This window comes from Streptomyces sp. NPDC059003 (genome assembly GCF_042740445.1).
In the GTDB taxonomy this organism is placed as follows: Bacteria; Actinomycetota; Actinomycetes; order Streptomycetales; family Streptomycetaceae; genus Streptomyces.
In genome coordinates this window covers 51,239-64,549 of the sequence record NZ_JBHYJH010000036.1, presented here as the reverse complement: position 1 = coordinate 64,549, position 13,311 = coordinate 51,239, and the positions used below count along the sequence as shown (strand labels likewise).

At 73.7% G+C, this 13,311-nt stretch carries 2 protein-coding genes; both read right to left on the bottom strand.

What is annotated here, in order from left to right; translation table 11 throughout:
- Nucleotides 1–9,788, bottom strand: a 9,788-nt coding sequence (locus ACFWZ5_RS16110; protein WP_384890783.1) for a type I polyketide synthase, incomplete at its 3' end; no start/stop codon positions are given.
- A gap of 360 nt (nt 9,789–10,148) precedes the next feature.
- Complete coding sequence (locus tag ACFWZ5_RS16105) at nt 10,149–13,040, bottom strand: AAA family ATPase (RefSeq protein ID WP_384797025.1); 2,892 nt, start codon at nt 13,038–13,040, stop codon at nt 10,149–10,151.
- Between the last annotated feature and the right edge of the window lie 271 nt (nt 13,041–13,311).

The following is a 13,311-nucleotide window of genomic DNA, read 5'->3' as shown; positions in this document are numbered from 1 at the left end:
ACGGGGGCGGGCGGGGCCTGTTCGAGGATGAGGTGGGCGTTGGTGCCGCTGATGCCGAAGGAGGAGACGGCGGCACGGCGGGGGTGGTCGGTCTCGGGCCAGGGCCGGGCCTCGGTCAGAAGCTGGACCTTCCCTGCCGTCCAGTCGATGTGCGGGCTCGGCTCGTCGACGTGCAGGGTCCGGGGCAGTGCGCCGTGGCGCAGGGCCTGGATCATCTTGATGACGCCACCGATGCCCGCCGCGGCCTGGGCGTGACCGATGTTGGACTTGAACGAGCCCAGCCACAACGGCTCGTCCCTGTCCTTGCCGTACGTGGCCAGGAGCGCCTGCGCCTCGATGGGGTCGCCCAGCGTCGTGCCGGTGCCGTGCCCCTCGACGGCGTCGACCTGGTCGGGCGAGAGCCCGGCGCCGGCGAGTGCCGCATTGATGACGCGCTGCTGGGACGGGCCGTTGGGCGCGGTGAGGCCGTTGGAGGCGCCGTCCTGATTGACGGCCGAACCGCGGATGACGGCCAGGACGGTGTGGCCGTTGGCCTGGGCGTCGGAGAGCCGTTCCAGGAGCACCATGCCCGCGCCCTCGGCCCAGATCGTGCCGTCGGCACCGGCCGCGAAGGACTTGCAGCGGCCGTTGGGCGCAAGGCCCCGCTGGCGGCTGAACTCCAGGAACATTCCGGCGTTGGCCATGACGGTGGCGCCGCCCGCGAGGGCCATGGAGGACTCGCCGTTGCGCAGGGACTGGCACGCCAGATGAAGGGCGACCAGCGACGACGAGCAGGCCGTGTCGACCGTGACCGCCGGGCCCTCGAAGCCGAAGGTGTAGGCGAGCCGCCCCGAGGCGACACTCGCCGTCGTACCCGTCAGGAGGAAGCCGTCGACGGGCTCGCTGCCCTGGTGGACCAGGGAGCCGTACTCCTGCGTGACCACACCGGCGAAGACACCGGCCGTGGTGCCGTGCAAGGTCTCGGGGCGGATGCCCGCGTACTCGAAGGCCTCCCAGGCGGTCTCCAGGAGGAGGCGCTGCTGGGGGTCGAGGGCGAGGGCCTCGCGGGGGCTGATGCCGAAGAACTCGGCGTCGAACCGGTCGGCGTCGTACAGGAACCCGCCCTCACGCGCATAGGTCTTCCCGCGCACCTCGGGGTCCGGGTCGAACAGCTCGGCGAGGTCCCAGCCGCGGTTGTCCGGGAACGCCCCGACCGCGTCACGCCCCTCCGTCACCAGGCGCCACAGCTCCTCCGGCGTGCTCGCGCCACCGGGGAAGCGGCAGCCCATGCCCACGATCGCGATCGGCTCGTCGTCCAGAGGAGCGGCCACGGGAGCGGTCGGAGGAGCGGCGAAGGGAGCGGCGGCGGTGGTCCCGGCGGCACGGGCGGTCTCCGGCGCGTCGACGGTGTCGACGGCATCGGCCGCGAGCACGTCCTCGTCGTCGACGAGTTCGTCCCTGAGGTAGGTGATCAGGGCGGCGGGCGTGGGGTGGTCGAACAGCATGGTGGACGGCAGGTGCAGGCTCAACGTCTCGCTCAGCGCGAGGAGCAGCTCCATGCCGGCCAGCGAGTCGAATCCCAGGTCCTTGAACGGGTGCGAGGGATCGATGACGGGCGGTGAATCATGGCCGAGGACGAGGGCGGCGTGCCTGCTGAGGACGTCGAGGAGGAGCTCACGCTGCTCGGCCTCGGGCAGGCCCCTGAGCCGGCCGCTCAGGGAGGAGTCGCCGTGGGCCGCCTCGCTCTCCCGGGCGGCGGGCGGCGCCTGCGCGGGGACCAGGTCCGCGAGCAGCGGGGAAAGACGGATCGACGACCGGCGAGCGCGGGCCCCGGCGACGTCGAGACCGGCGGGCACGAGCACCGCCCGCTCGGCCCCGAGCGCCGCGTCGAAGAGCGCGAGCGCCTGGTCCGTCGGCATGGGGGCGAGTCCGCCGCGGTTCATGCGGGCGCGGTCGTGGTCGTCGAGGGTGTCGGCCATGCCAGTTTCCCACAGGCCCCAGGCGAGTGAGGTGGCGGGCAGGCCGGTGGTGTGGCGATGGTGGGCGAGTGCGTCGAGGAAGGCGTTGGCGGCGGCGTAGTTGGCCTGTCCGGGGGAGCCGAGGAGGCCGACGACGGAGGAGTACAGGACGAAGGCGTCCAGGTCCATGTCCCGCGTTGCCTGGTGCAGGTTCCAGGCGCCGTCGGCCTTCGGGCGCAGCACCTTGTCGAGGCGGTCGTGGTCGAGTTCCGTGACGACACCGTCGTCCAGGACGCCCGCGCAGTGCACCACCGCGCCGAGCGGCTGCTCCTCGGGCAGGGCGGCGAGGAGCGCGGCCAGGGCATCGGGGTCGGCGACGTCGCAGGCGGCGACGGTGACGTCGGCGCCGAGGGCGGTGAGCTCCTCGACGAGCGCGCCCGCCGCGTCCGGCCCGCTCCTGCTGGTCAGGAGCAGGTGACGGACGCCGTGCCGGGTGATCAGATGGCGGGCGAGGACGGCGCCGAGGGCGCCCGTGCCACCGGTGACGAGCACCGTCCGTCCGGCGTCGAACGCCGTCGCGGGCAGCGGCCCCGCGGTCAGGCGGGCGAGGCGGGGTACGAGCAACTCGCCCTCACGCACGGCCAGTTGCGGCTCCCCGGCGGACAGGGCCGCCACGACGGCCTGCTCGGAGGCCCGTGCGCCGTCGAAGTCGACGAGCGTGCACCGGTCCGGGTGCTCGGACTGCGCCGAGCGGATCAGACCCCAGACGGCCGCGCCGGCCAGGTCCGTCTGCTCGTCGCTGGTGCCGGTGCCGGTGGACACCGCGCCCTCGGTGAGGACCACCAGACGGGAGTCGGCCCTGCCGTCGGACAGGACCTCGTGGAGCAGATCCAGGGTGTGGCGCGTCGCGGCGTGCGCCGCGGCGGCCGGGTCGAGGCCGTGCTCGGCCGTGTACCGGGTGACGACCGTGTCCGGCCGGGCGGCACCGGCCCGCAGCGCCGCCCGCAGGGCCGCCGCGTCCGGGTAGACCTGCGTGGCGGGGCCGAGCGCCGCGAGAGCCGCGGCGACAAGCCGGTCCGTCGCGTCGCCCACCAGGGCCCAACCCGCGCCCTCAGCAGGCACGTCGGCGCTCGACGACGGCTGCGCCGTGCGCCATACGACCTCGTGGAGCGCGCCGTCGCGGTCGCGCCGGGCGGCGGCTTCGAGCTGCTCGGGGCGGACCGGGCGCAGGACGAGGGAGTCGGCGGTCAGGACCGGCGCACCATGGGAGTCCGTGATCCGCAACGCGACCGTCCCCGCGGCCGGCCGCGCCAGTTCGACCCGCAGGGCGTGCGCACCGGTCGCGTGGAGGGTCACACCGCTCCAGGCGAAGGGCACATGGAGGGCGCCGTCCGCATCCGCGCCGTCCGTACCCGTGCCACCCGCATCCGCGCCGATCGTGACCAGGGCGAACGGGTGGAGCGCGGAGTCGAGCAGCCCGGGGTGGACGCCGTAGCGGCCGGGGGCGACCCCCGCGGGCAGGGCCACGTCGGCGTACAGCGTGTCACCGTCCCGCCAGGCCGCCTTGAGCCCCTGGAAGAGCGGGCCGTAGCCGAACCCGGCGTCGGCGATCCGCCGGTAGAAGCCGTCGGTGTCGATGCGTTCGGCGGACGCGGGGGGCCAGGCCTGACCGGTGGGCGCGGCGGTGTCCCGCGTGGCGGCGCCGAGCACACCGGTGACGTGGCAGGTCCAGTCCGTGCCCGGCGGTGCGTCCTCGGGCCGTGAGTGGACGGTGAAGGACCGCCGCCCGCTGTCGTCCGCGGGCCGGACGAGGACGCGCAGCTGGAGGGCGCCGTGCTCGGGCAGGGCCAGGAAGACGTGGTGGGTGAGCTCCTCGATGCGGGGGCAGCCCACGCGCGCCGCGGCGTGCAGCAGCATGTCGACGAACGCCACGCCGGGCATGACCGGGGTGCCGAAGACCGCGTGGTCGGCCGCCCAGGCGGGGGCGGACGCGTTCACCCGGCCGGTCAGGAGCAGCCCGTCCGGGTCGGGCAGTTCGACCGCCGTGGTCAGCAGCGGGTGCCCGGTGGCGGCGAGCCCCGCGGACGTCACGTCGCCGGTGGTGGTGGCGGTGAACCAGTGCCGCTCCGGCTGGAAGGCGTACGTGGGCAGGTCGGTACGGGCGCGGGGCGTGCCGAGGTGGGCGGTGAGGTCGGCGCGGACGCCCGCGGCGTGGAGCTGGGCCAGGGCGGCGAGGAAGGTGGTGGCCTCGGGCTGTCCCTTCCTGAGGACCGCGACGGCTGTGGTGGTGACGTCGGCGCCGTTGGTTTCGGCGCTGGTGGTTTCGTTGACGAGGGTGGTGAGGACGGGGTCGGGGCCGAGTTCGAGGTGGTGGCGGACGCCGTTGGTGTGGAGGGTGTGGATGCCGTCGTGGAAGCGGACTGCTTCGCGGATGTGGCGGGTCCAGTAGGCGGGGGTGGTGAGGGCGTCGGGGTCGGCGAGCTGCCCGGTGAGGTTGGAGACGACGGGTATACGCGGCTGGTGGTACGTCAGTTCTGCGGCGACGCGTGTGAAGTCCTCCAGCATGGGGTCCATGTGGGGGGAGTGGAAGGCGTGGCTGACGGTGAGACGCCGGGTCTTCACACCGCCCATGGCGAGGACGGCGGCGATGTCCTCGGTGGCGTCCTCGTCACCGGAGATGACCAGGGACGTGGGGCCGTTGACCGCCGCGATGGCGACCCGGTCCTCGTAGCCGTCGAGCAGCGGACGGACGTCCTCCTCGGTGGCGCGCAGCGCGATCATGGCGCCGCCTGCCGGGAGGTTCTGCATGAGGGTGCCGCGTGCGGCGACCAGGCGGCAGGCGTCATCCAGGGAGAAGACGCCCGCGATGTGTGCGGCGGTGATCTCGCCGATGGAGTGGCCGGTGAGGTAGTCCGGCGTGACGCCGAACGACGTGGCGAGCCGGGCGAGGGCGACCTGGAGCGCGAAGAGCCCGGCCTGGGTGTAGCGGGTCTGGTGGAGCAGGGCGGGGTCGTCGCTGAAGACGACGTCCTTGACCGGGTGTTCGGCGTCGAGATGGCGGTCGAGGGTGGCGCAGACCTCGTCGAAGGCGTCGCGGAAGACGGCGTGGGCGTCGTACAGCTCACGGCCCATGCCCGCGCGCTGCGAGCCCTGCCCGGTAAACAGGAACGCGGTGGCGCCCTCGCGTGCCGTCCCCGTGACCACCGTGCGGGACGTCTCCTGGCGGATCGTCGTGCGGAGGCCGTCGACCAGCTCGTCGCGGTCGCCGCCCAGGACCACGGCACGCTGCCCGAAGCGCGCACGCGTGGCCGCCAGCGCGTGGCTGACGTCCGCGGGGCGCAGTGCGGGGTGTGCGGTGAGGTGGTCGAGGAGGCGCTGGGCCTGGTCGCGGAGGGCGGCGGGCGTCTTCGCGGTGAGGATCCAGGGGATGACCGCGCCCTCGGGAGCCTCGGGTTCCTCGCTGACGGGGGTGGGCGGGGCCTGTTCGAGGATGAGGTGGGCGTTGGTGCCGCTGATGCCGAAGGAGGAGACGGCGGCACGGCGCGGGTGGCCGCTCTCGGGCCAGGCACGGGGCTCGGTGAGGAGCTGGACGTTGCCCGCGGTCCAGTCGATGTGCGGGCTCGGCTCGTCGACGTGGAGCGTCCGCGGCAGAGAGCCGTGGTGCATCGCCTGGATCATCTTGATGACGCCGCCGATCCCGGCGGCGGCCTGGGCATGGCCGATGTTGGACTTCAGCGAGCCCAGCCACAGGGGTTCGTCGCGGTCCTGGCCGTACGTGGCCAGGAGCGCCTGGGCCTCGATGGGGTCGCCGAGCGCGGTGCCGGTGCCGTGGGCCTCGACGGCGTCGACCTGGTCGGCAGTGAGCCCGGCGCTGGCGAGGGCGGCGGTGATGACGCGCTGCTGGGACGGGCCGTTGGGCGCGGTGAGGCCGTTGGAGGCGCCGTCCTGGTTGACGGCCGAGCCGCGGATGACGGCCAGGACGGTGTGGCCGTTGGCCTGGGCGTCGGAGAGCCGTTCGAGGAGCACCATGCCCGCGCCCTCGGCCCAGATGGTGCCGTCGGCGGCCGCGGCGAAGGACTTGCAGCGGCCGTCGGTGGCGAGGCCCCGCTGCTGTGCGAACTCCACGAACATGCCCGGCGTCGACATGACCGTGACGCCGCCCGCCACGGCCAGCGAGCAGTCCCCGGCACGCAGGGCCTGCGCCGCCTGGTGCAGCGCGACGAGGGAGGAGGAGCAGGCCGTGTCGACGGTGACCGCGGGGCCCTCCAGGCCGAAGGTGTAGGCGATCCGGCCGGAGGCCACGCTCGCCGTCGTGCCGGTCAGCAGATAGCCCCCGAGGCCGTCGTCGCCCTCGTGCAGGCGCGGCCCGTACTCCTGCGACATCGCGCCCACGAAGACACCGGTGCTGCTGCCGTACAGCCCGCCAGGATCGATGCCGGCGCGCTCGAACGCCTCCCAGGTGACCTGGAGCAGCACCCGCTGCTGCGGGTCCATCGCCGTGGCCTCGCGCGGGCTGACGCCGAAGAACTCCGCGTCGAATTCGGCCGCGTCGTCGAGGAAGCCGCCGTGCCGCGTGTAGGTCTTGCCCCGGACGCCGGGCTCGGGGTCGTACAGGCTTCCCAGGTCCCAGCCCCGGTCGGTGGGGAACCCCGAGATGGCGTCGACGCCGCCGTCGACGAGGCGCCACAGGTCCTCGGGCGAACCGGCGCCGCCGGGGAAGCGGCAGGCCATGCCGACGATCACGATCGGGTCGTCCGCGTCCACCGCCGGCCTCGGCGCCGTCGCGGAGCGGGCCGGTGACGTGCCGTCGCCCAGGGCCAGTTCACAGAGGCGACGGGCGAGGCGGGACGGGCTCGGGTGGTCGAAGACGAGCGTCTCCGGCAGCGTGAGGCCGGTGACCTCCGCGAGGTTCTCGCGGAGCTGGACCGCCATCGTGGAGTCCATCCCCAGCTCGCGGAACGCGCTGTCGACGCTCACCGTGTCCGTGCTGAGATGACCGAGCACGATCGCGGTGCGCAGCCGCACCAGCTTCAGCGCCTCGCGGTGCCGCTCGTCCTCGGGCAGCGCGGCGAGCCGGCCCGCCCACGTGGAGTGCGCCGCGGGGGCCTCCTGCGGCTGTGCCGACCGGTCCGCGACCGCCGCCCGCTCCACGGGCTCGTACGCGGTGGAGACCTCCGGCCAGTAGCGCTCGCGCTGGAACGCGTACGTGGGCAGCGCCACGCGACGCGGCGTCCGCCCCGTGAAGACGGCGGACCAGTCCACGGTCAGGCCGCGCACATGGAGCTCCGCCAGGGAGGTCAACAGGTGCGGCCACGGCGCCTCGTCGCGCCGCAGCGAGCCCACCACCACCGCGTCCGGCAGCGTCTCCCGCAGCCCGAGCGTGAGCACGGGGTGCGGGCTCGACTCCACGAACGTGCCGAAGCCGTCCTCCGCCATCGTCCTGAGCGTCGCCTCGAACAGGACGGGCTGACGCAGGTTGGTGTACCAGTACGCGGCGTCCAGGCCCGCCGTGTCGATGGCGCGCCCGGTCACCGTCGAGTAGAACGCGATGGCGGACGAGCGCGGCGTCACCCCGGCGAGCTGCTCGATGAGCTGGTCGCGGAGGGGCTCCATGTGCGGCGAGTGCGAGGCGAAGTCCACGGCGGGGACGGCCTTCGCGCGGACCCCGTCCGCCTCGCAGCGGGCGAGGAGAGCGGCCACGTCGTCGGGGGTTCCCGCCACGATGGTGGACTTGGGCCCGTTGACCGCGGCGATGCTCAGCCCGTCGCCGAGGGGAGCGAGGTACTCGGCGACGCGGTCCGCGGGCAGCGGCACCGACGCCAGGGCTCCGGTCCCCGCGAGGGTCATGATCGTACGGCTGCGGAGCGCCACGATCCGTGCGGCGTCCGCCAGGTCGAGCGCGCCCGCGATGTGGGCCGCGGCGACCTCGCCCTGCGAGTGCCCGACCACCGCGTCCGGCCGCACGCCGAGGGACTCCCACACCCGGGCGAGCGAGACCATCACCGCGAACAGCACGGGCTGGACGACGTCCGCGCGGTCGAGGGACGGGGCGCCCGGCTCGGCCCTGAGCGTGTCGAGCAGCGACCAGTCGACGTACGGGGCGAGGGCCTCGTGGCACGCCTCGATCGAGGCGCGGAACACCGCCGAGGTGCGCAGGAGTTCGCGCGCCATGCCCTCCCACTGCGAGCCCTGGCCCGGGAAGACGAGGGCGACCTTCCCGTGGTCGCCGGTGACCCCCGTGATGAGGCCCGGCATCTCGTCGCCGGTGCTGAGCGCCTCCAGCTGCGCGTCGTGGTCGAGCCCGAGGGCGACGGCGCGGTGCTCGAAGTGGGTGCGGGTGCCCGCGAGGGACCAGCCGGCGTCGAACGCGTCGGTGTCCGCCGACAGCCGTTCCCGCAGCCGCTCCGCCTGCGCGCGCAGGGCCGCCTGCGTACGCCCGGACACCAGCCACGGGGCCAGCGGTACCTCCGGCTCGGCGTCCCGCGGCACGTCCGCGTCGGGCGTGGCCGCCCCGGGTGTGGCGGAATCGGGTGTGGCGGAATCGGGCGCGGTCGGCCCGGGCGCCTCCGCGAGCACGACGTGGCAGTTCGTGCCGCCCACGCCGAAGGAGCTGACCCCGGCGAGGAGCGGCGCGTCCGGCCAGGGCCCGGTCGCGGTCTGGACGCGCAGGTTCAGCGCCTCGGGGTCGATGCGCGGGTTCGGCGCCTCGTAGTTGAGGCTCGCCGGTAGCTCCCGGTGCCGGATGCTCAGCGCCGTCTTGATCAGGCCGACGATGCCCGCCGCGCCCTCCAGGTGCCCGACGTTGGTCTTGGCCGAGCCGACGAGCACGGGTGAGCCCGCGGGCCGCGCGCTGCCGTACGCGGCGCCCACGCCGGACGCCTCCAGGGGATCGCCGGTCGGGGTGCCCGTGCCGTGCAGCTCCACGTAGCGCACCTGGGCGGGGTCCACGCCCGCGTCCTCGCACGCCTGCCGCAGCACCGTCGCCTGGGCCTCGGCGCTGGGCACGGTGAGCCCCTCGGTCGCGCCGTCGTTGTTGACCGCGCTGCCGAGGATGACCCCGTAGACCGTGTCCCCGTCGCGCACCGCGTGCGCCAGCGGCTTCAGGACGACGACGCCGCCGCCCTCACCGCGTACGTAGCCATTGGCCCGCGCGTCGAAGGTGAAGCAGCGTCCGTCCGGCGAGAGCCCGCCGAACCGCCCGGCGACCTCGGCGCTCTCCGGCGCGAAGTTGAGCGCCACACCGCCCGCCAGCGCCAGGGTGCACTCGCCCTTGCGCAGGCTGTCCACGGCCAGGTGCACCGCGACGAGGGACGACGACTGCGCCGAGTCGACCGCGAGGCTCGGGCCGCGCAGGCCGAGCGCGTACGACACCCGGTTGGCGATGACGCCGCGGTTCAGGCCCGGCAGCGAGTGCTGGGTGATCGCGCCGCCGCGCTGGGCCAGGGCCGCGTAGTCACCGGCGATCGCCCCGACGATGACGCCGGTCGCGGTGGAGCGCAGCGACTCCGGGACGATGCCCGCGTCCTCCAGGGCCTCCCAGGCCAGTTCGGCGAAGAGCCGCTGCTGCGGGTCGATCGCCACGGCCTCGCGCGGCGAGATGCCGAAGAACGCGGCGTCGAACGCGTCCACCCGGTCGAGGAACCCGCCGTGCCGCAGCCCGGCGCGGTGGCGCTCCGGTGCGTCGGGCAGCACCTCCTCGGGGTCCCAGCGGTCCGGCGGCACCTCGCTGATCGCGCTGCGCCCCGCGCGCAACAGCTCCCAGAAGGCGCCGGCGTCAGGTGCCTGGGGGAGGCGGCATGACATGCCGGTGATCGCTATGGCATCGGTACCGTGAACAAGATCACTCGTCATGGTGGCGAGTGCCTCCCTCAGTGCGCGCTACGAAAACGCCGGGCCGGCGTTCGTCCTAAGAGGACGATCGTCGGCTCCGGCATCCGCCCCCAGCTACCCGTAGAGCCCCCTAGGACGATCCCGGAATGGCTCATTCCGGGACTCTCGTGGGCGGGTGAGGGCGGCGCGAGTGCCCCCGCCCCGGGCGAGCCGGGCGCCAAACGCGACGTCCGCCTGTCCTGTCTGACAGGACAAGCGGACGGGACAGCGACGGGACAGTGACAGGACAGGCGGACAGGACGAGCGGACGGGGGACGGAGGCGGCGGACGGCGCGGCTCGCGGCGTGCTGGAGAACCGCTGGAGGAGTGCTGAGGGCCAGGTCAGGCGGATTCGTAGCTGACGGCGTGGGCTCCCTGGAGGAGCTGCTCGCGGTTTCTGATGCCCATCTTGCGGTAGACGCGGGTCAGGTGCTGTTCCACGGTGCTGACCGTGATGAACAGCTTCTCCGCGATCTCGCGGTTGGCGTACCCCTGGGTGGCGAGGAGGGCGACGCGCCGCTCGGATTCGCTGAGGTTGCCGAAGGTGTCCTGGCCGCTGCGGTCGCCGCCGCGGGAATCCGCGCCCTCGCCCGCGCCGGCGCTCTGGGGCGTGGAGGTGGGCAGCAGTGCCTGGCACAGGGGCTCCGCCTGGCAGCTCTTGGCGAGCCGCCAGGCCCGCCGCGCGGTCGGCCGCGCCCGCTTGTCGCCCAACTGCTGGTAGGCGCGGCTCAGATCGGCCAGGACGGCGGCCGCGTCGTACCGCGCGCCGCAGGCCTCGAGGAGCCGGAACGCCTCCCGCAGGACCGGGGGCTGCTCGCTGGTGTCCCGGACGAGTGCAAGGACGTGCAGGGCCATCCCGCGGGCCCGGGTGAGCCCGGTGTCCGGCAGCGCGAGCTGCTCCTCGACGAGGCGCGCCGCCCGGTCCCGGTCGCCGAGCCGCAGCCACGCCTCGGCCTCACCGAGCCGCCAGGGCGCCACGGCGGGCGTGTCCTGGTTCCACTGCCGCATCAGCCTGCCGCACTCCTGGAAGTCGGACAGCGCCAGGTGCGTGTTGCCGGTCGCGAGGTAGTGACGGCCGCGCGCGTACAGGTAGTGCACGCCCGCGCGCGTGAGGAACAGCTCGGGCGGCGGGTCGGCCACCAGGTAGGCGGCCGTGGCCTGGTGGTCGCCCTTGAGGGTGTGGGCCTCGATGAGGACGGCGAGGGCCAGCGCGCTGCTGACGTTCCACCGCGGCCCGGAGAGCCGGGCGTACGCCGTCTCCGCCCGGCGCACGGCGTCGGTGAGCCGGCCGCGCCGCAGCGAGATGAGCGCGCCGACGCCCTCCAGCTGGGCCCGCCAGCCGGTGGCGTCGGGTCCGCCCATGTCGGCCGTGACGTGGTCGTACCACTGGTCGGCGGCGTCGATCCGGTCCGCGTAGCACAGGGCGATCAGGGCCTTCGGCAAGCCGCTGAGCTTCGAGCTCGGATCATGGCTGCCCTGGAACACCTGCTCGGCCAGGGCGATGGCGTAGTCGTCGGCTCCCCGCTCCAGGACGAGGGCGAGGGCGTGTCTGGACCGCAGCTCGGAGTGGGACGTCGCCGGGGCGGTCGTGGCGACGAGCGGACGGCTCAGCCGTTCGAGCACGCCGGGGACCTCCGCGGCCATGAGCATCCGGGTGCTGTGCAGCGCGGTCGCCAGCTCCTCGTCGCCGCCGTTGAGATGGTCGATGACCTCCACGGCCTCGTCGAAGTTGAGGTTGAACAGCATGCCCTCGGCGATCCACAGCCCGTCGGGGCCCGTCAGCTTCCCCTCCAGGATCGGGTCCTTGAGGCCGAGGAAGTGCAGGGCGGAGTCGGCGGGGCTGAGCACCCACTGGCCGTACGCGTACTGCGACTTCACCGACAGGCGCTGGGTCTCGTCCAGGGAGCACTCGCGGGCCAGCTCCAGGTACTTGACGGTCTGCGGTGCGTCACCGTCGGCCAGGGACTGGCGCGCGGCCTCCCGCAGCACCGGCATCACCCAGTCCTCGTACAGCGGACCGACGCCGAGCAGGTGTCCGGCGACGGCCTGCGGCGGCGCCCCGTTGTCCCGCAGCAGCCGGGCGGCGCGGTACCGCAGGTGCGTCACCCTGTCGTGGGGCATCTCGCCGAGGACCGCCTGCCGTACGCCCGCGTGCCGCAGCCGCGCGCCGTCGAGCACGCCGATGCTGGTGAACACCCGGACATAACGCTTCAGGAGTTCGGTGTCGATGCCGCTGAACCGGCTCAGGAGCAGCGGCGTCGCCGCCTCGTCCAACAGCGCGACGCACCGGGCGAGATGGACCGCGCGCGGGCCGAGCCGGTGCAGGTACGCGAGGACCGCCTGGCGGTAGGCGGGCCCGATCGGCAGCTCCTTCCCGAGGGCCGCCCCGGCATCGGGGTCGTCGCCCTCCGGGGCGGCGGGGCGCGCGGCGGGATCGGGCGCCGCGTGCAGCCTGTGGTCCTCGATGAGGGCCTGGGCGAACAGGGGATTGCCGCCGCTCAGCCGGCGGATCTCGGCGACGAGCCAGTCCGGGGGGAGGGGCGAGGTGAGGGTTCCGGCCAGCTCCCTGACGCCCCTGGACGACAGCGGTGGCAGGTCGAAGCGCCGCACGCTGGTCCGGTACAGGAGGTCGTGCAGGATGCGGGGCGGCTCCTCGTCGACGAGGGCGCCGTGCGTGAACACGAGCACGAGGGGGAGCTGGTTCAGGCGCTGCGCCAGGTAGCGCAGGCAGGCGAGGGTGGCCAGGTCCGTGTGCTGGATGTCGTCCACCGCGATCAGGACCGGGCGCCGGGCCGCCAGTTCGGCGATGACCTGGTGGGTCTGCAGGGTGACGGCCAGGGGGTCGTCCTGGGCGGCGGGCAGGGCGAGACCGGCGGCCGGATCGGCGGCCCCGCCGGGGCGGGCGGTGGCCAGGCCTCCGGCGCCCGGTCCCACGGTGACGGACGCGGCGGGTAAATGCGCGTCGATCGCGTGCGCGAGCTGGGCCAGCGCGCTGTAGGGGACATGGCGTTCCTGGGGCGAACTCACCACGCTCAGCACCGCGTCGCCCGCCGATGCGGCGCGCTCCGCAAGGGCGTTGAGCACCGTGGTCTTGCCCATCCCCGTCGAACCGGTGATGGCGGCAATGGCCCCCCTGCCCTGCCTGGACCGGATCAGTAGATCGTCGAGCTGTTCCAGTATGTTGCTGCGTTCCCCCAACACCTGTGGCGTTCCCCCTCGGTTCCATTCGATCATGAAACTTGCCTGCCTCCAGCATGGTGGGAAAGGCAAGTTCTGCAAGTTTGTGTCATGGATTCGATGACTGTCCAGCGTTGAATCCAATGGGCGTGGCATCGCGGCGGCACGGCGCGCCGCGTTGCGCTTATTGCCGCCCTGAGCTGCGAGTTCGTCGATGGTGACGGGTGGTTGAGGGTGCTTGTCGGGGTGTGCCACGGGGCGGTTCTGCTGCGAAAACGAGTCGCCTCGGCGCGCCTCGTTGCCTTATTTGAATCTTCGAATGAGGGGA